We start from the raw sequence: 23,442 nt of genomic DNA on the forward strand, positions 1-23,442 counted from the left end.
GTGATGGAAATCTCGGATCTATCGCGGCTTTATGTGTGGAACGGCCAAGGCGGCGCGCTGCCTTTGGCCGACATCGCCGACCCGCGGCTGGAGGCCGGCCCCGCTTCGATCGACCGCGTCGATCGCGAGCGCACGGCGACGGTGAGCGCCTATACGCAGAGCGGCTATCTGACCAGCGCGGTTACGGCCGATGTCGCTGAGCGTTTGCAGGCGATCAATCTGCCGGCCGGCTATACGATCTCGTTCGGCGGCCAGGCGGAAGCGCAGGAGCGCAGCTTCTCGGGCCTCGGCCCCGCGATCATGATCGCGATCTTCGGCATCCTCGCCGTGCTGCTTCTGGAATTCGGCTCCTTCGCGGTGATGACAGTGGTCGCGTTCGTGATCCCGTTCGGCATCATGGGCGGCCTCATCGCGCTCTGGATCGGGGGCGAGTCGCTCTCCTTCACCGCCATCATCGGCTTCATCGCGCTGATCGGCATCGAGATCAAAAACTCGATCCTGCTGGTGGAGTTCGCCAACCAGATGCGGGCGCGCGGGGCGCCGCTGGAAGAAGCGATCGAGCGCGCCGGCGAAGTGCGGTTCCTGCCCGTGCTGCTCACGAGCGCGACCGCCATCGGCGGCATGATCCCGCTGCTGCTGGAGGATTCGCCGCTGTTCTCACCCATTGCGATGGTGCTGATTGGCGGCCTGATCAGCTCAACCCTGATCGCGCGGATCGTGACGCCGGCTATGTACCTGCTGCTGGCGCCCAAGGACAAGCCGGCGGACGCCGCCGCAGCCTAACGCTTAGGGCAACTGGCGCTGACGCAAATCAGAGTGCTAGAAAAAGCGCGTGGAAGGAAACGCGCGATGAGTGAAGACCTGGAGCAATTCCGCGCCGAGACGCGGGCTTGGTTGGAGGCGAATTGCCCACAATCGATGCGCTCGACGTTTACGTCGGAAGACGAGATCGTTTGGGGCGGTAAGAACGCCAAGTTCGCCAATCCGGATTCAAAGCTGTGGCTTGACCGCATGGCTGAGCGCGGCTGGACGGCGCCGATGTGGCCCAAGAAATACGGTGGGGGCGGACTGAACAATGCCGAAAACGCGGTGTTGCAGGCCGAGCTGAAGCGCATCAATGCGCGCCCGCCGCTCTATTCGTTCGGCCTCTGGATGCTTGGGCCGGTGCTGCTCGAGTACGCCAATGAAGAACAGAAGCTCGAACATCTGCCGAAGATCGTGCGCGGCGAAATTCGCTGGTGCCAGGGCTATTCCGAGCCGGGCGCCGGCTCCGACCTCGCGGGCTTGCAAACCAAGTGCGAGGACAAGGGCGACCATTGGCTGATCAATGGTCAGAAGGTCTGGACGTCTTATGCCAATTACGCCGATTGGTGCTTCTGCCTGGTGCGCACGGACACGAGCGTGAAGCACGAGGGTATTTCGTTCGTGCTGATCGACATGACGACGCCGGGTGTGGAAACGCGACCGATCAAATTGATCTCGGGCTCCTCGCCCTTCTGCGAAACCTTCTTCACCGACGTAAAAGTGCCGAAAGAGCGCATGGTGGGCCGCCTGAATGGCGGCTGGGAAATCGCCAAGCGTTTGCTGCAATATGAGCGCACCAATATTTCGGGCTTCGGCTCGGGCGCGCGCACCGATGTCGTCGATATCGCGCGTGATAATGTGGGCTTGGATGATACGGGCCGCTTGGAGGACACGGACCTCCGCGCACGCATCGCCCAGCACAAGATGTTCGAGCGCGCCTATGCGTTGAGCGTGCAGCGCGCGACCGAGGAAGCGAAAGCTGGCGCCAACGTCAGCCACATGGCGTCGATGTTCAAAGTCGCGGGCGCCACGCTCAATATCGAACGCTGCGAATTGATGGTGGAAGCCGCAGGCTCGCGCGCCTTCGGCTGGTCGGGCGAAGGCTATTCGCCAGATGAACTGGCCGTGACGCGCGGCTGGCTGCGCTCCAAGGGCAATTCGATCGAAGGCGGCACGACCGAGGTGAATCTCAACGTCGTCGCCAAGCGCGTGCTGGGTTTGAGGGACACGCAATGACATTCACGCTGAATGAAGAGCAGAATCTGCTCAAAGACGCCGCGCGCGATTTCTGCCGCGAGCAAGCGCCGGTGACGCGCTTGCGCAAGATGCGCGACGACAAGAAGAACGGCCGCGATCCCGAATTATGGGCCGAGATGGCGGCGATGGGCTGGGCCGGCATTCTCGTGCCGGAAGAGTTCGGCGGCGCGGGGCTGGGCTATGTCGGCCTCGGCGTCGTGCTGGAGCAGAGCGGGCGCACTTTGGTCGCCTCGCCTCTGCTCTCAACGGCGATGATTGGCGCGAGCGCGCTGATGCTTGGCGGTACGGATTCGCAGAAGAAGGAATGGCTGCCGAAGATCGCGGCGGGCGAGTGCATTGTGGCGTTTGCTGTCGATGAGAGCGCGCACCATGCGCCGAACAAGAGCACGCTGAAGTTCGCGGGCGGCAAACTGAGCGGCGTAAAGAGATATGTGGCTGACGGCCATATCGCCGACCTCTTCATCGTCGCCGGCAAGGACGGACTCTATCTGGTGAAGGCCGATGCGGCGGGCGTGACGAAGCGTGAGTTGATCACCGTCGATAGCCGTGGCGCCGCTGACATAACCTTCGAGAACGCGCCGGCGGAAGCTTTGAATGGCGGCGCCGAGCTGGTGCAGAAAGTGCTCGATCGCGCGGCGATTGGCGTGGCGGCTGAGATGATCGGCCAAGCGCAAGAGGCGTTCGAGATTACCGGCGAATATTTGAAGACGCGCAAACAATTCGGCCAAGTGATCGGCGGCTTCCAGGCGCTGCAACATCGCGCCGCGAAGATGTTTACCGATATGGAGCTGACGCGCTCGTGCGTGATGGCCGCCCTCGATGCGCTCGATCGCGATGCGAAGGATGTGTCGGAATATGCGAGCCTGGCGAAAGCGCGCGCGGCCGATACGTTGCATCTGGTGACGAACGAGTTCGTGCAGATGCATGGCGGCATCGGCATGACCGATGCGCACGATGCGGGCTTGTATTTGAAGCGCGCCCGGGTGGCCGAAGCGCTTTATGGCGGCGCTGCGTATCACCGCGACCGGTACGCGAAGCTGCTGGGGTTCTAGCCGAGCGCCCGTTTCGCGTGCGCCAGCGCCTCGGCGCCACGATCCAAGGTCTCGTCACGCTTGGCAAAGCACAAGCGCACGAGATGCGGCGCGCCGGGCGCAGCATAGAACGCCGAATACGGGATCGTCGCGACACCATGCTCGATGGCGTGGCGCGCGAAATCCTCGCTGCTGAGTGCAATGCCGGACGCGGCAAGATCGATGCTGAGGAAGTACGCGCCTTGCGCGGGGAGCGTGGCGAAGCCTTCGTGGCGGAGCGCTTCGTTCAGCCGATCGCGGCCGCGTTGGAACTCGGCTCGCATGGTTTCGAAATAAGCGCGCTCTTTGCTGAGCCCGTAGGCGACGGCCGCCTGCAGACCCGGCGGCGTGGTGAAGGTGAGGAATTGGTGCGCGCGGGCGAAGGCTTCGGTGAGCGCCGGCGCGCCACAGGCGAAGCCGACCTTCCAGCCGGTGAGCGAGAACATTTTGCCGGCGCTGCCGATCTTCAATGTGCGCTCGCGCAAATGATGCAGCATGGACGCGTGCGCGCGCCCGTCGAACAGCACGTGCTCCCAGACTTCGTCGCTGATGACGATCGCGTCGTGCTTGCGGCAGAGCTCGGCGAGCAGCGCAAGGTCTTCCGGCGGCAAGACGCTGGCGGCGGGATTGTGCGGCGTGTTGATCATGACGACACGCGTTTTCGGCGTGAACGCAGCCGCTAATTGTTCCGCATCGAAGCGCCAATGCGGCGGCTCCAGGCGCACGATGCCTGGCACGCCGCCGGCGCGCTGCACCATGGGCAGATAGGCGTCGTAGAGCGGTTCGAACAGGATGACTTCGTCGCCAGGTTCGACGAAGGCGAGCAGCGCGGCTGCCAGCGCTTCGGTGGCGCCAGAGGTGATCGTGACTTCGCGCTGCCAATCGAGATCGATGTTCTGATGCGCGCGGTAATGTGCGGCGACGGCTTCACGCAACACGGGAAGCCCGCGCATCGGCGGATATTGGTTCGGGCCTTCGATCATCGCGCCCGCGGCGCGTTCGCGTATGTCGGCCGGGCCATCGTCCTCCGGGAAGCCCTGCCCCAAATTGACCGCGCCCTTCTCCGCCGCGCGGCGCGACATGATCTCGAAGATCGTCGTGGGCAGATTGGCGAAGACGCGGTTCATGACCGCAATCTCTAACGTGCGAGGATGCTCCGCAAGGCCGTTTCCAGGCTTTGCATCTCCGCCTCCGTGCCGATGGTAATGCGCAGGCAATCGGGCATGGCGTAATTCTGCAGGCCGCGTACGAGAATGCCGCGTTCGGCGAGCGCGCGCTCGATTTCGGCCGCGGTGAGCGGCGCGGTTTCAGGAACGCGCACGGTGACGAAATTGGCGAACGCGGGCAATGGCGCGAGGCCAATCTCCGCCAGCAACGCCGAGAGCTGCGCACGGCCTGCTTCAACACCGGCGAGCGAACGGGCGGAGAAATTCGTATCGTTCAACGCCGCGATCGCCGCTGCTTGCGCGCCGCTGGAAGCGTTGAATGGGAGGCGGATTTTGTTGAGCGCCTGGATGATCTCGGGATTGGCGTAGCCCCAGCCGAGGCGCAGTGCGGCCAGGCCGTAGAGCTTCGAGAAGGTGCGCGTAACGATGATGTTGGACGCGCTACGCGCGAGATCGAAGCCGGCATCGAAATCGGCGCGATTTTCCGCGAACTCGGCATAGGCGCCGTCGAGCACGAGGAGCACGTTTTCTGGTAGCGCGGCGTGCAGGCGCTTGATTTCCGCGAACGGAATGAACGTGCCCGTCGGGCTCGCCGGATTGGCGACGAACATCACGCGCGTGCGTGGGGTGATCGCCGCGAGCATCGCGTCGGCGTCCACGGTATAGTCGCGCTCCGGCGCCGAGACCACGTTCGCGCCCGCCGCACGCGCTGCAATGGCCCAGGCGGCGAAGGCGAATTGTGGCTGCACCATCTCATCGCCGGGATTGAGATACGCTTGACACGCCATGGAGAAGATTTCGTCCGAGCCTGTGCCAAAGATGAGCTGGGACGGCGCGAGTCCGTGCTTTCGCGCCAGCGCCTCGCGGAGCGCGTTGGCTTGCGGATCGGGATAGACGTGCAACGCATTTGCGAGCGCCGCATACGCTTGCGACGCGGCGGGGCTGCAGCCGAGCGCGTTTTCGTTCGCGGATATCTTGATCGGCTTGTCGAAGCCGGCGGCCTTGGCCTTGCCGGCCTTGTATGGCTCAATCTCTGCGATCGTGGGTTTGGCGACGGGGCCGCTCATGATGTCTTCTCGCGCTCCGCCAACACTTGCATCACATCTTCAAACGACGCGCCGCGCGCATGCAGCAGCACGCCGAGGTGATAAAGCAAGTCGGCTGCTTCGTTGCAGAGTTCCTCCTTATCGCCGGCGGCGCCGGCGAGGGCGGTCTCCACGCCCTCCTCGCCGACCTTTTGCGCAATGCGCTTTGGGCCACGCGCGATGAGCTTCGCGGTCCAGCTTTCTTCAGGTGAAGCTTTGGCGCGGTCGGCGATGGTGCGTTCGAGCGCGCCGAGTTGGCCGATGCCGCGTGTCAGCGCCGTGCCGAAGCACGTTTCCGTGCCGAGGTGGCACGCGGGGCCATGCGGTTCGGTGCGCAACAATAATGTATCGCCGTCGCAATCGAGGCTTATCGATTGCACTTTGATGCGATGGCCGGAGGTCTCGCCTTTGCGCCAACGGCCGCCACGCGAGCGCGAGAAGAATGTCGCCTCGCCGCTTTCGAGCGTTTCATCAAGCGCTGCGCGATCCATATAGGCGAGCATCAGAACTTGCAGCGTCGCCGCATCCTGCACGATCGCCGGCACAAGGCCGCCGCCTTTGTTGAAATCGACTTTGCTTGGGTCAAACCTCATGTGCGCACCTCAAAACCTGCCGCGCGCGTCGCCGCCTTCGCTTCGCCGATGCTGACCTTGTTGAAATGGAAAATACTGGCCGCCAGCGCGCCGGAGACATCGGCGCCCGCGAAGACTTCTGGAAAATGCCGCGCCGCGCCCGCGCCGCCGGAGGCGATCAGCGGGATCGAAAGCGATTTGCGCGCGGCGGCGAGTTGGGCGATGTCGTAGCCGTCACGCGTGCCGTCCTTATCCATGCAATTCAACACGATTTCGCCGGCGCCACGCTCTTGCGCCTCCACGATCCAGTCGAGCGTGTGGCGTGAAGTCCGGCGGATCGTGTTCACATCGCCAGTGTATTGATAGATCGACCATTCGCCATTTTCGCTGCGGCTGTCGACGCCGAGCACGACGCATTGCGAACCCGCGACGTTGGCAAGTTCGGTGATGAATTCGGGACGTTCGAGCGCCGGCGAATTGATCGAGACTTTATCGGCGCCGTGTTCGAGGCAGGAGATGGCTTGATCGAGCGTGCGAATGCCGCCGGCAACACACAATGGCACGTCGAGCACGCGCGCGACGCGCGCGAGCCAGGCGTAGTCGATGGTGCGCCCTTCGGCGGAGGCGGCGATATCATAGATCACAATTTCGTCGGCGCCCTCGTCGCGATAGCGCAGCGCGAGTTCAGCGGGATCGCCGGCGTCGGTGTGACCTTCGAAGCGCACGCCTTTGACGACGCGACCGCCTTTCACATCGAGGCACGCGATGATGCGTCTAGCCGGCAAGGGCGTCCTCCAAAGTGAAACGCCGTTCGTAAAGCGCGCGGCCGACGATCACGCCGGCAGCGTTGCTGCGGCGAAGTGTGGAGAGATCGTCAAGCGTGGCGACGCCGCCAGAGGCTTGCACGTCGAGATCGGGGCGCGCGGCGATAATGGTTTGTATCAGCTCGACATTCGGTCCGGTGAGAATGCCGTCGCGTGCAACGTCCGTGACGAGGATGTGCTTGAGCGCGCCGGGTGGATAGAGCGCGAGCGCTTGTTCGATCGTGGCGCCGCCGCCAGCGGTCCAGCCGCCTACGACGACTTCGAAGGCGTCGTCTTCGCGTTGCTTCACATCGAAGGCGCAACAGATGCGCTCGACGCCGAAGGCTTCGATCCAGGCGCGCACGTCTTGAGGGCGCTTCACAGCGGCGGAGCCGATGACGACGCGCGTAACGCCTGCACTGAGCAAAGCTTCCACGTGCTCGCGTTCGCGCACGCCGCCGCCGCTTTGGATGCGCACGTCGGTGCTGCGCGCCAGTTCGCCAATGAGTTCGTATTGCGCGGGTGCGCCCTGCTTGGCGCCGTCGAGATCGACAATGTGCACCCATTGCGCGCCAGCTTGCGCGAACGCTGCGAGTTGCGCGCGCGGATGGCCGTAGCGTGTGGAATCGTCGAAGCGGCCTTGCACGAGACGCACGCAAACGCCGTCCTGCAGATCGATAGCGGGATAGATCAGCATGGCAGACTCAGAAAATTCGCAAGGATGCGCGCGCCGACAGCGCTGGAGCGTTCGGGGTGGAATTGGCAGCCATAGGCGTTGCCGCGATTGACCATCGCGGCGAAGCGCTGGCCATAGGCGGCGCTGGCGATGGTGTTTGCGTCGATCGGGCACACATAAGAATGCACGAAATAGGCGTAAGCGCCGTCTTCGACGCCTTCCAGCAGCGGATTTGCCCGTTCGATTCTGAGCTTGCTCCAGCCCATGTGCGGCGCGGGCGCCTCTTTAGAGGCTGGTAGGCGCGTGACGCGGCCAGGGAGAAGCGCCAGGCCCTCGGCGTCGCCCTCGTCGCTGGACTCGAACAGCAATTGCTGGCCGAGGCAGACGCCGAGCAGTGGGCGTTCGAAGGCGCGCAGAATGTCGCGCAGGCCCTTTTGCGCGATCAGCTCCATCGCGTGCGCGGCGGCGCCGACGCCGGGAAGGATGATGCGCTCTGCGTCAGCGATACGCACGGGATCATCGGTAAGCGTCGCAAGCGCGTTCAAGCGCTCCAAGGCGAACATCACCGACGCCGTATTGCCGACGCCCAGCTTGACCACGACGGTCGACATTAGATCGAGCCTTTGGTGGAGGGCACGCGGTCACCTTCGATGCGCACGGCTTGGCGCAGCGCGCGGCCAAAGGCTTTGAAGCAGGCTTCGGTTTTGTGGTGATCGTTTTCGCCGGTGACGGAGACGTGGATCGCCGCGCCCATGCTTTGCGCCAGCGAGCGGAAGACGTGCTCGGTCATTTCGGTGGGGTACTCACCAAGCAGCGGCGCATCGAACTTGCCGTCGAACACGAGATACGGGCGGCCGCCGAGATCGACGGAGACTTTCGCTTCCGCCTCGTCCATCGGCAGCACGAAGCCGAAGCGCGCGATGCCGCGGCGGGCGCCGAGCGCCTCCTTCAAAGCTTGGCCGAGCGCGAGGGCAGCGTCTTCGATCGAGTGGTGCGTGTCGACTTCGAGGTCGCCGGCGCAGGTGAGCGCGAGCGTGAAGCCGCCGTGCGTGGCGATCTGCGAGAGCATGTGGTCGTAGAAGCCGACGCCCGTGTTGATCTGCGGCGTGGCTTCGGCGTCGAGATCGACTTGCGCGACGATGCGAGTTTCGAGCGTCTCGCGCACGACTTCGCTGCGGCGGGCATTGGATTTGGCCTCGACACCGAACGCGGCGAGTGCGCGATCGTTGGTTTCGGGCTTAAAACTGATCGGGAGCAGCAGCGTGTTCGCGTCGCGCCATTCTACATCGAGTGCGAATTTGCGAAAGACGGCGCGCGTTTCTTCCGGGTTCTCGACGCGGAGTGAGACGGCTGGCGCCTCTTCGGCGCGTGCGTCTAGCGCTTTAGCAATGCGGGTACGCTCTAATTTGACTTGCGCGACGCGGAGCGCATTGGCGCTGATGCGGGAGGGATCGAGTGCGGCGAGCGCGAGTTTGGTGATCGGTGTTGGCAGCGCGTCGGGTTCTAGCACGTCGCGGAGCTTGGCGATCGTGGCGGGCGCGGCGATGACGGCGCCGCAAGGTGCGCCGGCGAGACCGTAGGCTAGGCTGAGCGAACGGATGACGACAATGCTCTCTTGCGTTGTGGCGAACGCGGCGAGCGAGGCGCGATCCGAGAATTCGATGGCGCTTTCATCGATGACGAGGAGGCCCGGCGTGATTTGTTCGAGCTGTGCGCGGGCTTCGGCTTCGCTGAGCGGCGCCACGATGGTTGCGCCGACGCCATCGTTGTTGGTGACAAGATCAAGGCCGGAGATGCGGGCGAGCGTTAGCAGCGCTTTGGTGCTTGGCACGGCGATTTTGACGAAGCCGTCGAGCGCGGCGCTGCGGAAGACGAGTTCGATGCCGTGCAGTGTGCCACGCACGGGTAGAACGGCGCTCTCGTCGACGCCATACACTTCGGCCATACGCTTCTGCAGCGCTTTGGGCGACTGCGGCGGAGCATCGAGACCGTCACCATTGGCGACCAGCGGCGGAAACGGCGCGCGCATCATTGCACCCGCACGTCGGCGGCGCGTGCGTGCGCCTCCAAGCCTTCGAGCCGCGCCAAACGCGCGGCGGCGGGCGCCAACTCGCGGGCGCCCTGCTCGTTCATTTCTTGCACGACGAAGCTCTTCATGAAGGACGCGACATTGACGCCGCTCCAGGCGCGCGCTGCGCCGTCGGTCGGGAGAACGTGGCTAGGGCCGCAGATGTAATCGCCGAATGTCTCGGCGCTCCAGGCGCCGACGAACACCGCGCCGGCGTTGTCGAGGTTTTCAATCAGCGCGTCGGTTTGTTTGACTTGCAGCGACAGGTGTTCCGGCGCGTAGGCGTTGGAGACGTCCGCCGCCTCTTGCGCATCGCGCACACGGATGAGTCGCGCCTGGGCGAGCGAGGCTTGCGCGATCTCTGCGCGCGGCAGCAGCGGTGTTTGTTTCTCGAGCTCGGCGGCGACGGCGGCGACAACAGAGTCCGAGAGTGCGACGAGGACGACTTGCGCATCCGTGTCGTGTTCGGCTTGGCTCAGCAGATCGGCGGCGACGATGCGCGGATCAGCGCCATCATCGGCGATGACCATGAGTTCGCTGGGACCGGCGGGCACATCAATGACCGGGCCGCCGGGCAGCGAGGCCGCGTAACGCTTGGCTTCGGTCACGAAGGCGTTGCCCGGGCCGAAAATTTTCTCGGCTTTCGGCACACCGGCGCCAAAGGTGAGCGCCGCGATCGCTTGGGCCCCGCCAACCAGAGAGAGCGCTTCAACGCCGCACGCGGCGGCCGCGGCGAGGATCATCGGGTGCGGCGCGCCATCGCCCTTGCCGGGCGGGGTCACGATGATGCGTTCGCGCACGCCGGCGACGCGCGCGGGCGCCGCCAGCATGATCAGCGTGGAGAAAAGCGGCGCAGTGCCGCCGGGAATGTAGAGGCCGCAACTGGCGATAGCGCGCCACACGCGGCGGCATCGCACGCCGGCGCGAATTTCAATCTCTTGCGTTTTGGGTTTGATCGCTTCGTGATAGCGCGTGACGTTGTCGACAGCGATGTCGAGCGCTTCGAGGTCCTCACATGAAAGCTTGGCGCGGGCCGCATCCACGGTTGCGGCGTCGAGCGCGAGCGTTTGCGGCGCGCGCTTATCGATGGTTTCGGACCAGCGCCTCACAGCCGCCTCGCCCTCGCGCTCGACGTCGTCGAAGATGCGCCGCACCACGTCGGCGACTTCGTTGTCACGACGGCGCGCGGGACGCGCGAGCGCGGCTTGGCGCTCGGCGGCGTTCAAATTGCTCCACTCAAACCGCTTCATCTCACATCATCTTTTCGATCGGCAGCACCAGAATGGCGGAAGCGCCGGCAGCCTTGAGTTCTTCGAGCGTCTCCCAGAACACGGATTCTTGGCAGACCGCGTGCACCGCGACCATGTCGTCACTGCCCGCGAGCGGCGTCACCGTCGGCGAGCCAGCGCCCGGCAAGATCGCGCTGATCTTCGGCAGCACGGCGCGCGGTGCGTTCATCATCACGTATTTGGCGCCACGGCACGACGTGACGCCTTTGAAGCGCTGCACCACGCTTTCGGCCACCTTCTCCAGCTCCGGGTCGATCTTCTTCGGCGCCCGGATCAGCACGGCTTCGCTGCGCAGCACCGTATCCAGCGGCGCGAGCCCATTGGCTTCGAGCGTGGCTCCGGTGGAAACGAGATCGCAGATGGCGCTGGCGAGCTTTAAGCGTGGCGCCACTTCCACGGCGCCGCGCATGGTCACGATCTCGGCCGTCACGCCATTTTCGGCGAGGAAACGATTGAGCACGTGCGGATAGGTGGTGGCGATGCGCAGACCTTGCAGCGAACGTGGACCGCTATAGGCGAAGCCAATCGGCGCGGCGAGTTTGAGATCGCATTTGCCGAACCCGAGCGCCATCACCTGCACGGGCTCGGCGCTGCGGCCGTCTTCGCGCTCTTCGAGCACGTTCAAGCCGACGATGCCGAGATCGGCGACGCCGTCACCGACAAACGTCGGGATGTCGTCGTCGCGGACGCGCAGCAGGTCAATCGGCGCGTTTTCGATGCGATAAAGCAATTCGTTCGCGCCCTTGATGACGCGCAGGCCCGCAGCCTCGAGCAATTCGAGGCTTTTGTCGGCGAGGCGGCCGCTTTTCTGAATGGCGATGCGGAGACGTGCGGACATTTAGGCGGCTTTCAAACGATCAAGAATGCGGCGATAGCCCTGGTACGGCATATCTTTGAGGAAGCGCGCGACGCGCGTGACGGTCGCGGTGCTGGCTTCGGCGATCTTGGCGATGTCGCGATAAGAGAGCTCCCCTTCATCCAGCAGACGCGCGACCTGCCAACGTTCGTTGAGCGCTTTGACTTCGCCAGGCGTGCAAAGGTCGGCGAGGAACGCCTCTGCTTCCTTGCGGTCGCGGAGCGCCAGGATTGCGTCATAGACGTCGGGGCGCAGAGCGCCGGTTTGAGCTTGCTTGGCCATTGTGGCGCTGTGCTACTACGTTAAAACACGCAGTGCAAGCAGCCAAGCTGCCGCATGGCAGTATTATCTTGTTTTTACTTGATTATCTGGACCGCCCGCGGGCGGTGACAGGCCAGATGTCGACCAAAGTGCCGTCCCGGACCACGTGATAGGCGTCATAGAGGTTCACGGTCGGGTCACAGTGCGGGACGGCGAGGGTAACGAGATCGCCGAGCTTGAATTCGTGGCCGGGCGCGATGAGGGCGGCGTGTTCGTCGCCCATGAAAAAGAACGCCGACGTCGCGGGCGCACCATCGACGATGGTGGGCAGGCCGCCATCGGTGGACATGGATTTGAAGCCGGAATCGAGCGTGGCCATGCTTTGCGCATTGGCGCTGATGACGCGCGCGTCGATGAAAAGCGAGGTCTCGAAACCCGCGCCCCCTTCGCCGGTGATGTCGCATTCATTGTATTGGCGATCCATGAACACGTAGGAGCCGGTCTGCAATTCGTTGAAGACGCCAAGACTGGCGTCGATGCGGTGCGTGCCGGTGCCGCCGCCGGTGATAAAGTCCGGCGCCAGCCCCTCGCCTTCCAGCAATGAAACAACGCTGCTCAGATAGAGCGTGCGCTCTTCAATAGCGCTGCGGCGATCGGCGAAGGACTCGATGTGCTGTTGCTGGCCACAATAGAATTGCACGCCGCGATATTTGAGCGACGGCAAAGCGGCAATGCGTTGCGCGAGCTCCAACGCGGCCTCGGGTGAGGCAACGCCGGTGCGGCGGATGCCGGGATCGATGTCGACGAGCACTTGAAGTACGATATGCGCTTGGGTCGCCGCGATTGCGAGCGCATCGACATTGTCTGGGTGATCGACGACGACCCGCAGCGATTTGATCCGCGCGGCCAGCGAAATGAGGCGCGTGATCGCTTGCGGCGTCACCACCGGCGAGGTGATCAGGATGTCATCGACGCCGCCCTGCGCCAACGCCTCCGCTTCACCCAGCTTGGCGCAGCACACGCCGACAGCGCCCGCTTCGATTTGCATTTGCGCGATATGAGCGCTTTTGTGCGTCTTCGCATGCGGGCGGAGCGCGATCTTGTGTGCGCGCGCGAACGCCGCCATCGCGTCGATATTGCGCTTCAGCGCATCGGCGTCGACAACGAGAACCGGCGTGTTGAGCGCTTGGCGCGAGCCCTGTTGGCCGATGAGCGCACTGTGCAGATTGATGTCGGACATTAAGCAGGCTCCGGGCCGAACAGCGGCGCGAGATGGGCGTTGAGGAATTTGCCGCTTGGATCATAAGCGGCGCGCACGTCGCGGAAGCGCTGCGCTTGCGGATAGAGCGCATCAACGTCCGCGCGATTGAGCGTATGGCGCTTGGCCCAGTGTGGGCGGCCGCCATGGGCGCGGAAAATTTGTTCGGCTTCGGCAAACATCTCGCGCCATTTCATCTTCGCGTATTGGTGCATCGAGATCGAAACGCAGGGCCCTGCGTTGAAAGGGCTCAGCCAGATATCGTCCGCGGCGATGATGCGGAACTCGAACGGGAACGTGACCGGCAGATTGCGCTTTTTGATCCAGGCGATGACCTCACGCAATGCGGCCCACCCGGCTTCGCGCGGGATTTCGTATTCCATTTCCTCGAAGCGCACGGTGCGATCTGAGGGGAAAATTTGATAGGCCGGGCCGACACGGCGTTGGCGCACGCCAGGCGGCACGATGGCGGGTTGCAGCATTGATGTGAGGAACGGCGCGACCGAACACACATCACAAACCATGCGAAACGCGCTCTCGTCCATGTCGTTCTTCTGCGCCAGCGGCCCCTCGCCTGGCACGGGATTGAGGCGCTTCAGCACGACGTTCTTGCCGTACGGAAAAACGAAGAATTCGACGTGGCGATTGCTCGCGGCCATCTCGTCCCAGTTTTCGGCGACCCAGTCGAACGGATGCGATTCCAGCTTTTCCTCGAGATGATAGGCCGGCAGCACATCGATCTCGATGCGCGTGGCGACGCCTAGCATGCCAAGTGAGAGACGCTGCGCTTGGAAGAGATCGGGGTTCTCGGTTTCGCTGCAGGTGACGATCGAGCCATCGGCCAGCATCAGCCGGAAAGCGCGCGCGGCCGTGGAGAGTGAGCCGAGTTCCCGACCCGTGCCGTGCGTGCCCGTGCTGATGGCGCCGGCGAGCGCTTGCGGGTTCACGTCGCCTTGGTTGATGAGCGAGACGCCCTGCGCCCAAAGCGCGGCGGTGAGATCGGCGAGACTTGCGCCCGCGGGCGCCCAGACACGGCTCTTGTCGGCGTTGAACTCGATGCCGCCTTCAAGCTCGGCGAGCGAGAGCAGCGCGCCGTCGGTCGCGCAGAGCGGCATGAACGAATGGCCTGCGCCGACCACGCGGAGCTTGCGGGCTTCGCGGACGATGCGCGCGAGCTCATCTTCAGTCTTGGGTTTGGCCACCTGCGCGGGGCGTGCGCTGACGCTGCCCGACCAATTCTTCCATTCCGCCATGGGCCGCCCTTTTCGCTCGGCGGCAAAGTGCATGATTGCCGTCTTCGCGCCAAGCGGCGCTTAGGCGCACGTCGCCCCACCGCCTTGCGGGCAATGGAGCAGTATCTCGAACAGCGGGCGCAGCGCGTCGAGGTAGTCCTCCTTCTTGAGTCTGGGGTTCTTCACCCCGCGCACGACCCAGCCGTCGATCAGCATGGCGATCATATCAATGCGCGCTTCGAGCTTGTCGTCATCCACGGCGCCGTTGCGCAGCAGCACGTCTTTCAAATGGCCGCGCATCACGCCATCGACCACGCGCACAATCTCGCCGATGCGGGGATTGCGCGCGGCTTCAGCGAGGAATTCGAGCGAGAGCGCGGCTTGTTCGGGCGCGACGACCTTTTCGATATGGAAGCGCGCGACTTCCATCATCTCTTCGAGCAGATCGCCATTGCGGGCGCGCACTTCGGCCATGCGCTTGGCCCATTCAGCGAGCTTCTGCTCGACGATGGCGGCGATCACCGCCTCCTTGTTCTCGAAATAGCGATAAATCTGGCCAACGCTCATGCCGGCTTCGGCGGCGATCGAGGACATGCTCGCGCTGTGAAAGCCCTCGTTGTTGAAGCACTTGGCCGCAGCGTCCAGCACCTGGGCGCGGCGGAGTTCCGCCTTACTTAGCTCGGTGGTCGTGACGGGCTCGGCCGAATCCATCGCGTTTCCTCTCTATTTTTTTAGCACCCTAGCGCTCTTGACTTAGCGCAAAGGAACCCTCATTTCCCCCACATATGAGAATGAACGCTCATTCTCAACCTTTGTGTGTTGTTTTTATGTGCGTTTCCTGAACGCACCGTAATGAAGCGGGGACTTCAAAATGTCATATCGTGTGGTAGCCGGAGCGGGTCTGGTCAGCCTCGCGGCGCTTTTGGCGGCTTGCGGCGGGCCCGCGGGCGCAGAGGGCGCAGCCCCGCCGGCCCCGGAAGTCGGCATCGTCGAAATCGCCCCCCAACAATATGAAGTGACGCTCCGGCTGGCTGGCCGGGTCGCGGCGTTCGAGACCTCGGAAGTCCGACCGCAGATTGGCGGCATCGTGCGCGCGCGCAGGTTCGAGGAAGGCGCGACCGTCCGCGCCGGCCAGGTGCTTTACGAGATCGACGCCGGCCCCGCTCAAGCGCAGCTCTCGAGCGCCAGCGCCGCGGCGGCTTCCGCGCGGGCGCGCTATGAGCGCTACCAGCAATTGATCGAGATCGGCGCCATCAGCCAACAAGAGCTGGACGACGCGCGCGCGGCCGCGGATCAAGCCTCGGCGACCTTGGACAACGCGCGCATCAGCGTGAACTACACGCGCGTGACCGCGCCGATCAGCGGCATTATCGGCGCATCGAGCGTGACGCCAGGCGCGTTGGCGACGCCGGCGCAGGCCGAACCGTTCGCGGTGATCCAAAACATCGATCGCGTCTATGTCGACATGACGCAATCGAGCGCGGACATGCTGCGCTTGCGCCAAGCGCTCGCACAGAATGGCCAAACGCATGCGCAAGTGCGCCTCGTCATGCCGGATGGCAGCGAGTACGCGCACCAAGGCGAGCTGCAATTCTCGGAAGTCACCGTGAACCAAACCACTGGCACGGTGCGTTTGCGCGCCGTCTTCCCCAATCCTGATCACGTTCTTCTCCCCGGTATGTTCGTGCAGGCGCGCCTGATTGAAGGTGTGAACCAGCAGGCGATCCTCGCCCCGCAACAGGGCGTCACGCGCAATGCGCGCGGCGAAGCCGTTGCGATGGTGCTCAACCAACAAAACGTGGTTGAGCAGCGCGTGATCGAGACCGGCGCGACGGCGGGCGACCAATGGGTGGTGACGGCCGGGTTAAATCCCGGCGACCGCCTGATCGTCGACGGCCTGCAACGCATCCGCCCCGGCGCCGAAGCAACGCCCGTCAACATTGAAGCTGAACAATCCACGCAAGAAGGCGCTGTCTCGCTGCGCGGGCGCAACGGCTAACAACGGCTAACAACTCATGTCACGGTTTTTCATTGAACGCCCCATCTTCGCATGGGTGCTGGCGATCGTTGTCGCGCTCATGGGCGCGCTCTCGATCACGCAATTGCCGATCGCGCAATATCCGGAAATCGCCCCCCCGGCGGTGACGATCACCGCGAGCTATCCCGGCGCCTCCGCCCAAACAGTCGAAGACTCGGTCACGCAGGTGATCGAGCAGCAGATGAACGGGATCGACAATCTCCGTTATATGTCGGCCTCAAGCGACAGCTCTGGCACGGCGACCATCACCCTGACCTTCGACCAAGGCACGGATCCCGACATCGCGCAGGTCCAGGTGCAGAACAAATTGCAGAACGCACTGCCGCTCTTGCCGCAAGCGGTGCAGCAGCAGGGCGTGCAGGTCGCCAAGTCCGCGAACAGCTTCTTGATGGTCGTGGGCGTCGTTTCGGACGATCCGAACGCGAATTCGACCGACCTGGGCGATTTCATCGCCTCATCTCTGAAGGACGAAATCAGCCGCGTTGAAGGCGTCGGCGAGGTGCAAACCTTCGGCTCGCCGTACGCGATGCGCATATGGCTCGATCCGAACGCGCTGCTCTCCTATTCGTTGACGCCGGCGGACGTCGCCGCCGCTATTCGCGCGCAAAACGCGGAAGTTTCCGCCGGCCAGATCGGCGGCACGCCCTATGTGGACGGTCAGCAACTCAACGCCACGGTCACGTCGCAATCGCTTTTGACCACGCCCGAAGAGTTTCAACAAATCCTGGTCCGCACCATGCCGGATGGCGCCACGGTGCGCCTGCAGGATGTCGCGCGCGTCGAACTCGGGGCTGAAAGCTACATGATGGAGGGCCGCTTCAACGGCCGGCCAGCAGCAGGCATGGGCATTCGCCTAGCGTCGGGCGCCAATGCGGTCGCCACGGCGGAAGCCGTGCGCCATCGCCTCGATGAACTCTCCGCCAATTTCCCGGCAGGCGTGCGCACGGTTGTGCCCTACGACACGACGCCGTTCGTGGAGAAATCGATTGAGGAAGTGGTCAAGACGCTGATCGAAGCCTTCGTGCTCGTGTTCATCGTCATGTTCCTGTTCCTGCAGAATTGGCGCGCGACCTTGATCACAACGGTCACGGTGCCGGTGGTGTTGCTAGGCACGTTCGCCGTGCTGTCGGTGCTCGGCTTCTCCATCAACACGCTGACGATGTTCGCCATGGTGTTGGCGATCGGCCTCTTGGTCGATGACGCCATCGTCGTGGTGGAAAACGTCGAGCGGGTGATGCGCGAGGAGCATCTCTCGGCCAAGGAAGCCACCAAGAAGTCGATGCAGCAGATCACCGGGGCCTTGATCGGCATCGCGCTGGTGCTCTCGGCCGTGTTCATTCCGATGGCGTTCTTCCCCGGTTCGACCGGCGTGATCTATCGCCAGTTCTCGGTGACGGTGGTCTCGGCGATGGCGCTTTCGGTGCTGGTCGCGCTAACGCTGACGCCGGCCTTGACGGCGACTTTGCTCAAGCACACGCCGCCGCCGCCGGAAGGCTCCCGTCTCGGCAAGTTCTTCAACGCCTTTAATCGCGGCTTCGAGAGCCTTTCCAATCGCTATGCGGGCATTGTCACGCGGACGCTTGCGCCGAAGGCCGGCAAGCGCGTGCTGGGCTTCTACGCCGTGATCCTGGTCGCGCTCGGCCTGCTGATGGCGCGGCTGCCCTCCTCGTTCTTCCCGGAAGAAGATCAAGGCTTCTTCATCACCATCGTGCAGCTGCCCTCCGGCGCCACCGCCGAACGCACACGCGCCGTGATGGAGCAGATCGAGACGTATCTGTTGGAAGATGAAGGCGAAGCCGTCGACTCGGCGTTCTCGGTGATCGGATTTGGCTTTGCTGGCGTCGGCCAGAACCAAGGCATCGTGTTCGTGAACATGAAGGATTGGGCCGAACGCGGTGCCGGCGCCAACAGCGCACAAGCCGTGGTGCAGCGCGCGTTTGGCCGCTTCAGCCAAATCCGCGACGCGATGGTGTTCCCGATCATCCCGCCAGCCGTGTCCGAACTCGGCTTCGCGTCGGGTTTTGACATGCACCTGACCAACCTCTCGGGCATGGAGCGCGCGCAATTCCTCGCCGTGCGCGATCAATTGCTGGGCGCGGCCGCGCAAGACCAACGCTTGCAGCAAGTACGTCCAAACGGTCAGGAAGATACGCCGCAACTGCAGCTCGACATCGACCACCACGCGGCTTCCGCGCTGGGTGTCGCCGTCGCCGACGTGAACAACACGCTCTCGGCGGCGTGGGGCGGTCAATACATCAACGATTTCGTCGATCGCGGCCGGGTGAAGCGCGTCTATTTGCAAGGCGATGCGCCCTACCGCATGGTCCCGGAAGATTTGAATTCCTGGTACGTGCGCAACAGCCAGGGCGAAATGGCGCCGTTCTCGGCTTTCTCCAGCTCGCGTTGGATTTCGGCCCCGCCGCGCCTCGAACGCTTCAACGGCGCGCCGTCGTTCAATATTCAGGGCCAAGGCGCGCCGGGCGTGAGCTCCGGCACGGCGATGGACCGGATGCAAGCCTTGGCCGCCGAATTGCCGCCAGGCACAGGCCTGCAATGGTCGGGCATGTCGTACGAAGAGCGGCTGTCGGGCTCGCAGGCGCCGCTGCTCTACGCGCTGTCGCTGCTCGTCGTCTTCCTCTGCTTGGCCGCACTCTATGAAAGCTGGACCATTCCGCTTTCGGTGCTCGTGGTCGTGCCGCTTGGCCTCTTGGGCGCGGTGTTGGCGGCGAACCTGCGTGGCTTGTCGAACGACATCTATTTCCAAGTCGGCCTGCTGACGACGATGGGCCTCGCCGCGAAGAACGCGATCCTGATCGTGGAATTCGCACGCTCGCTCGCCCAACAAGGCATGGATTGGGCGGACGCCGCACTCGAAGCCGCCAAGCTACGCTTGCGGCCGATCTTGATGACCTCGTTCGCATTCACCTGTGGCGTGCTGCCCTTGGCGATCGCCACGGGCGCAGGTTCGGGCGCGCAAAATGCGATCGGCACCGGCGTAATCGGCGGCATGCTGGCGGCGACTTTGCTCGTCACTGTGCTGACGCCGTTCTTCTTCGTCCTCGTGAGCCGCATGTTCGCGCGCCGCCGCACCAAGCCTGCTGAGGCGACCAACACGACGGCGCAAATTGGAAACGCGTAATGAGAAACCTATTCCTCCCCCCGTTGGCGGCTGTGCTGCTCGCCGGCTGCGTGTCGCTCGACCCGCACTACGAAACGCCGGCCGCGCCGACGCCGGACACTTGGCCGCAAGGTCCGGCGTATGCGGCGCCTGCTGCCGACGCGAGCACGGCGCTGCCGACTTGGCGCGATTTCTACGCTGATCCGAAGCTGCGTCAGGTGATCGAGCTGGCGCTGGACCAGAACCGGGACCTGCGTATCGCCGCGCTCAACATCGAGCGCGCACGCGCCGCCTATCGCATCCAGCGCTCGGAGCTGCTGCCGAGCGTGGATGGTTCGGTGTCGGGTTCATCGCAGGAATTGCCGATTGCGATGGGCGGCACGGGCGAGACCACGCGGCAATATTCCGCGACCGTCGGCGTCACGGCGTTTGAGCTCGATTTCTTCGGCCGCGTGCGCAGCCTCAATCGCGCGGCGCTGCAGAATTATCTGGCCACGGAAGACGCCCGCGACAGCGCCCAGATCAGTTTGATCTCGGAAGTCGCCTCGCTCTATTTCATCTATGCGGGCGATACCGAACTCCTGCGCTTGGCGCAGGAGACGCTGGAGGCGCAGCGCCAGAGCTTTGACCTGACCAATCGCCGCTTCGAAGCCGGCGCGGCGTCCATGCTTGACGTGCGCCGTGCACAGACGACGGTGGAGACGGCGCGGGCGGACGTGGCGCGTTATACGACGCTGGTGGCGCAAGATGAGAACGCGCTGGCCTATCTCGTCGGCGGCACAGTGCCCGAGGAGCTAAAGCCGACCTCCATCGATGCGGTGACGTTCGGCACTGAGACGCTGCCGCCGGGCCTGCCCTCGGAAGTGCTGCTGGCGCGGCCAGACATTCGTGCGGCGGAGCACACCTTGCGCGCATCGAACGCCAATATCGGCGCGGCGCGCGCGGCCTTCTTCCCCAGCGTGTCAATCGCCGGCTCGAGCGGCGAGATCGATTCAAGCTTCGAGAATTTGTTCAATGGCGCGGGCGACATCTGGTCGTTCACGCCGCGCGTGACCATCCCGTTGTTCGACGCCGGCGCGCGCCGCGGGCAGCTAGGCGTCGCCAACGCCGATCGCGACATCGCCGTGGCGCGCTACGAGCAATCGATCCAGGTGGCGTTCCGCGAAGTATCGGACGCGCTGGCTGAATACGGCACGATCGATGAACAAGTCGATGCGCGCCAGTCTCTGGCGGAAGCGGCGACCGATACGTACCGCATGTCCGAAGCCCGCTATCGCCAAGGCATCGACAATTATCTGAGCCTGCTCGACGCACAGCGCGAGCTCTACACGGCGCAACAGGCTTTGGTCAGCGCCCGCGTCCAACGCGCCACGAATTTCGTGACGCTCTACAAGGCGCTCGGCGGCGGCGTTTAGTCCGCACTCGGGATTGGCTGCGTCGCGACCACGATCGTGCGCGCCAGTCCCGCGTCGCGATGATGGAGCGCGGCATGATATTCCGGCACGTTCTCCATCGAAAGAATAGCGGACTGGCTAGGATATCGCATCGCCGCGACGTCATCCCATACGCCAGCGGCCGGCCCCGCCGTCGCCGGCCGCACGATCTCCAGCACCCTGCCGTAGAACATGAGCGCTCCGCCCGTGCGATACACGGTCTTCATCGCGACAGTCCCGTAGCGGCGATAAGCATCGGCGCCCGAACCGGTGCGACCGTCCGCATAATTGGCCTGCGGCAGATAGGCGAGGAAATTGACCATCGTGGGCGCGTAGGCTGTCGGGCGTGACAGAAGAGCCGCGATTGATTCGTTGTTGGGTATCACGTCCTTGCGAAAGTGGACGCCGTCGACATTGCGCATCACCTCCCCTTTCGGCTTCGCGATGATGCCGAGATTGCACAGACAGCGCAGCATGCCGAGCGCGAACGATGGCGGCGCGAACAGCGCTATGCGCGCGACAAAAGCGTCTTCCATGTCGTCAGACAAAAGCGGCGACTGGCCGACCCTTCCTCCCGCGAGAACGTAGAAGCGCGTCCAATACGATTCTTCAGCGCCGATCAGCGGGAAGTCCGCCGCGCCGCTCCAGGTGATGCGCACACCCGGCGTGAAGCGCGGCGTCGCATTCGCGCGCACGGCGACGAACCATGCCGGTTCGCCGTCCTTCACGCTGTACACGGGCTCGCGAGCGCCAATGATCCAGATCGTCCCGATGACCAGGATGATGACGATAACTACAAGCGTCCAAAGCATTCAATTCGACCAGTAGATGTATTCTTGTTCTTCGGTCCAGGGCGCGTTGAGCGGGACGTCGATGCGCACGGGGCCCTCCAGCAGCGCCGGCCACAACGGCGGAGGCAGGTTTGCGTTGTGCTGTTCTATGAGCGCGCGCAGCTCGGCCACGCGTTGCGGCTCCTGCGCGGAAAGATCGTTCTGCTCGTAGGGATCCGCACGCAGATTGAAGAGCCAGACGCGGTTCGGCGTTTCCGAGACCTGCAGCTTCCAATCGCCGGCGCGAACCACGCGATACGGGCCAGAGCGCCAGAACAGCACGTCGTGACGCGGCGCGCCCTGCTCGCCGCGCAGCATCGGTAAGAGGTCAATGCCGTCGACGGCGCGTTCGATCGGCGCGCCTGCGGCGGCCGCAGCCGTCGCGAAGATGTCCATATGCGTCGCCGGGCCCTCAACAACCGTGCCCGCCGGCAAGCGGCCCGGCCAACGCGCGAAGAACGGCGTGCGGATGCCGCCCTCGAAGAAGGTCGCCTTCCAACCGCGGAACGGACGATTGAGGTTGGGCAAGCCAACATACCAGGCCCCGCCATTGTCGCTGGTGAAGATCACAAGCGTGTTGTCGTCGATGCCGTTGTCGCGCAGCGCCTGCATGACTTGGCCAACGCCGCGATCGAGCGCGCGGATCATGGCGCCGTACACACGCTCGGTGTGATCCGGGATGTTGCTCAGCGCCTCGTAATCTTCGCGCGAGGCCTGCAGCGGCGTGTGCGGCGCGTTGAAGGCGAGATACATGAAGAACGGCCGATTGCGGTTCGCTTCGATGGCGCTGACGGCTTGGTTAGCGAAATAATCGGTGATGTAGCCCTCGGGACGGAAGCGTTGGCCCCCATTCCATTGCACAGCATAGGGCAGGTTCGCCCACAGGAAGCGGTCGATGGGATCGAACGACACTTCGGCGTTGACGACGTTGGGATCGTTCGCCGGCAAGAACATGCCGGCGCCGGCCATGAAGCCGAGGCTTTCATTGAAGCCTTGCGCTTCTGGGCGCATCTCGGCTGTCTCACCCAAATGCCATTTGCCGATGTGCATGGTGTGATAACCGCGTCCTTGCAGCAGCTCGGCGATCGTTGTTTCGCTGGGCGGCAAGCCGAGGGTTTCGAGCGGCGGCACATCGGCGACGCGCTCTTCGTGGAAGATGGGACGGCGCAGCGCGTTTTCGTCGCCGTGTGAAAGATAGCGCGAGAACGCAACGGGCGCGGAGGTGAATTCAAAGCCGAAGCGCCACGGATAACGGCCCGTCATCATCGCGGCGCGCGAGGGCGAGCATGTGGCGTTGGCGGCGTAGGCGATATCAACGCTGACACCTTGGCTCGCGAGCGCATCGATGTTTGGCGTTTGCACCAAGCCGCCGGCGACGCCGCCATTGCGCGAAATGTCGTTGAAGCCCAAATCGTCGGCGACGATGACGATGATGTTCGGCGGGCGCTCGCTTTCCGGCGCCTCAGCTGGACCTTGCGCCCAAGTCACGGCCTGCGTGTCGGCGATAGGATCGCGAATGTTGGAGATGATGCCCGGCAAGTAATAGGCGTATTGCTTGAACAGGAAGAAGCCGCCGACGCCGAGGGCGACGAGGATACCGAGAACGATTGCGAGCCGTTTCATGTG

Annotated in this window: 21 protein-coding genes; 6 read left to right on the forward strand and 15 right to left on the reverse strand. The window is 63.9% G+C overall.

Features of this window, described 5'->3' with window-relative positions; all coding sequences use genetic code 11:
- From VF769_RS09320 to VF769_RS09330, 3 genes are all read left to right on the forward strand, one after another.
- The coding region (locus VF769_RS09320; protein WP_331008123.1) for an efflux RND transporter permease subunit at positions 1-783 on the forward strand (783 nt) is incomplete at its 5' end.
- A gap of 66 nt (positions 784-849) precedes the next feature.
- Positions 850-2,040 (forward strand): acyl-CoA dehydrogenase family protein, encoded by a 1,191-nt coding sequence (locus VF769_RS09325; RefSeq protein WP_331008124.1) that lies wholly within the window; start codon positions 850-852, stop codon positions 2,038-2,040.
- Positions 2,037-3,113 (forward strand): acyl-CoA dehydrogenase family protein, encoded by a 1,077-nt coding sequence (locus VF769_RS09330; RefSeq protein WP_331008125.1) that lies wholly within the window; start codon positions 2,037-2,039, stop codon positions 3,111-3,113. The genes VF769_RS09325 and VF769_RS09330 overlap by 4 nt, the downstream gene beginning before the upstream one ends.
- Here VF769_RS09330 and VF769_RS09335 read toward each other — a convergent pair.
- The 13 genes from VF769_RS09335 to VF769_RS09395 form a co-directional block, all read right to left on the reverse strand.
- Positions 3,110-4,258 carry an aminotransferase gene (locus VF769_RS09335; RefSeq protein WP_331008126.1) on the reverse strand — a complete coding sequence of 383 codons (1,149 nt, stop codon included), beginning with the start codon at positions 4,256-4,258 and terminating at the stop codon, positions 3,110-3,112. The genes VF769_RS09330 and VF769_RS09335 overlap by 4 nt on opposite strands.
- A gap of 11 nt (positions 4,259-4,269) precedes the next feature.
- Positions 4,270-5,364: a histidinol-phosphate transaminase gene (hisC, locus tag VF769_RS09340; protein WP_331008127.1), complete on the reverse strand. Its 1,095-nt coding sequence runs from the start codon at positions 5,362-5,364 to the stop codon at positions 4,270-4,272.
- Entirely contained in the window at positions 5,361-5,975 is a 615-nt protein-coding gene (hisIE, locus tag VF769_RS09345; protein WP_331008128.1) for a bifunctional phosphoribosyl-AMP cyclohydrolase/phosphoribosyl-ATP diphosphatase HisIE, read from the reverse strand. Before hisIE ends, hisC begins: the two co-directional genes overlap by 4 nt.
- Positions 5,972-6,739 carry an imidazole glycerol phosphate synthase subunit HisF gene (gene hisF, locus VF769_RS09350; RefSeq protein WP_331008129.1) on the reverse strand — a complete coding sequence of 256 codons (768 nt, stop codon included), beginning with the start codon at positions 6,737-6,739 and terminating at the stop codon, positions 5,972-5,974. Before hisF ends, hisIE begins: the two co-directional genes overlap by 4 nt.
- Entirely contained in the window at positions 6,729-7,454 is a 726-nt protein-coding gene (hisA, locus tag VF769_RS09355) for a 1-(5-phosphoribosyl)-5-[(5-phosphoribosylamino)methylideneamino]imidazole-4-carboxamide isomerase (RefSeq protein WP_331008130.1), read from the reverse strand. The genes hisF and hisA overlap by 11 nt, the downstream gene beginning before the upstream one ends.
- Complete coding sequence (hisH, locus tag VF769_RS09360) at positions 7,448-8,044, reverse strand: imidazole glycerol phosphate synthase subunit HisH (RefSeq protein WP_331008131.1); 597 nt, start codon at positions 8,042-8,044, stop codon at positions 7,448-7,450. Before hisH ends, hisA begins: the two co-directional genes overlap by 7 nt.
- Positions 8,044-9,465: an imidazoleglycerol-phosphate dehydratase HisB gene (gene hisB, locus VF769_RS09365; RefSeq protein WP_331008132.1), complete on the reverse strand. Its 1,422-nt coding sequence runs from the start codon at positions 9,463-9,465 to the stop codon at positions 8,044-8,046. Before hisB ends, hisH begins: the two co-directional genes overlap by 1 nt.
- Positions 9,462-10,751 (reverse strand): histidinol dehydrogenase, encoded by a 1,290-nt coding sequence (hisD, locus tag VF769_RS09370; RefSeq protein ID WP_331008133.1) that lies wholly within the window; start codon positions 10,749-10,751, stop codon positions 9,462-9,464. The genes hisB and hisD overlap by 4 nt, the downstream gene beginning before the upstream one ends.
- 1 nt (position 10,752) lies before the next feature.
- Positions 10,753-11,628 carry an ATP phosphoribosyltransferase gene (gene hisG, locus VF769_RS09375; RefSeq protein ID WP_331008134.1) on the reverse strand — a complete coding sequence of 292 codons (876 nt, stop codon included), beginning with the start codon at positions 11,626-11,628 and terminating at the stop codon, positions 10,753-10,755.
- On the reverse strand, positions 11,629-11,928 hold the full coding sequence (locus tag VF769_RS09380) for a YerC/YecD family TrpR-related protein (RefSeq protein WP_331008135.1): 300 nt from the start codon (positions 11,926-11,928) through the stop codon (positions 11,629-11,631).
- Positions 11,929-12,010: 82 nt separating this feature from the next.
- Positions 12,011-13,147 carry a DSD1 family PLP-dependent enzyme gene (locus VF769_RS09385; RefSeq protein ID WP_331008136.1) on the reverse strand — a complete coding sequence of 379 codons (1,137 nt, stop codon included), beginning with the start codon at positions 13,145-13,147 and terminating at the stop codon, positions 12,011-12,013.
- Positions 13,147-14,418: a D-arabinono-1,4-lactone oxidase gene (locus VF769_RS09390; protein ID WP_331008137.1), complete on the reverse strand. Its 1,272-nt coding sequence runs from the start codon at positions 14,416-14,418 to the stop codon at positions 13,147-13,149. Before VF769_RS09390 ends, VF769_RS09385 begins: the two co-directional genes overlap by 1 nt.
- 60 nt (positions 14,419-14,478) lie before the next feature.
- A complete protein-coding gene (locus tag VF769_RS09395; RefSeq protein ID WP_331008138.1) occupies positions 14,479-15,108 on the reverse strand; it encodes a TetR/AcrR family transcriptional regulator in 630 nt (209 codons plus the stop codon).
- 160 nt (positions 15,109-15,268) lie between these two features.
- On the opposite strand from VF769_RS09395, the gene VF769_RS09400 reads away from it, so the two are divergent.
- The 3 genes from VF769_RS09400 to VF769_RS09410 are packed head-to-tail and all read left to right on the forward strand — an operon-like array spanning position 15,269 to position 20,968.
- Positions 15,269-16,396, forward strand: coding sequence for an efflux RND transporter periplasmic adaptor subunit (locus tag VF769_RS09400; RefSeq protein WP_331008139.1), 1,128 nt, complete (start codon positions 15,269-15,271; stop codon positions 16,394-16,396).
- Between the two features lie 16 nt (positions 16,397-16,412).
- The gene (locus tag VF769_RS09405) at positions 16,413-19,574 is read left to right on the forward strand and encodes an efflux RND transporter permease subunit (protein ID WP_331008140.1); all 3,162 of its coding nucleotides are present in this window, start codon (positions 16,413-16,415) and stop codon (positions 19,572-19,574) included.
- Positions 19,574-20,968: an efflux transporter outer membrane subunit gene (locus VF769_RS09410; RefSeq protein WP_331008141.1), complete on the forward strand. Its 1,395-nt coding sequence runs from the start codon at positions 19,574-19,576 to the stop codon at positions 20,966-20,968. Before VF769_RS09405 ends, VF769_RS09410 begins: the two co-directional genes overlap by 1 nt.
- On the opposite strand, the gene VF769_RS09415 is transcribed toward VF769_RS09410, so the two are convergent.
- Positions 20,965-21,798, reverse strand: coding sequence for a hypothetical protein (locus tag VF769_RS09415; RefSeq protein WP_331008142.1), 834 nt, complete (start codon positions 21,796-21,798; stop codon positions 20,965-20,967). The two genes, VF769_RS09410 and VF769_RS09415, sit on opposite strands and share 4 nt — an antisense overlap.
- Positions 21,799-23,439: a sulfatase-like hydrolase/transferase gene (locus tag VF769_RS09420; RefSeq protein ID WP_331008143.1), complete on the reverse strand. Its 1,641-nt coding sequence runs from the start codon at positions 23,437-23,439 to the stop codon at positions 21,799-21,801.
- Between the last annotated feature and the right edge of the window lie 3 nt (positions 23,440-23,442).

Origin of the sequence: Vitreimonas sp. (genome assembly GCF_036392335.1) — a bacterium.
Taxonomy (GTDB): Bacteria; Pseudomonadota; Alphaproteobacteria; order Caulobacterales; family Aquidulcibacteraceae; genus Vitreimonas.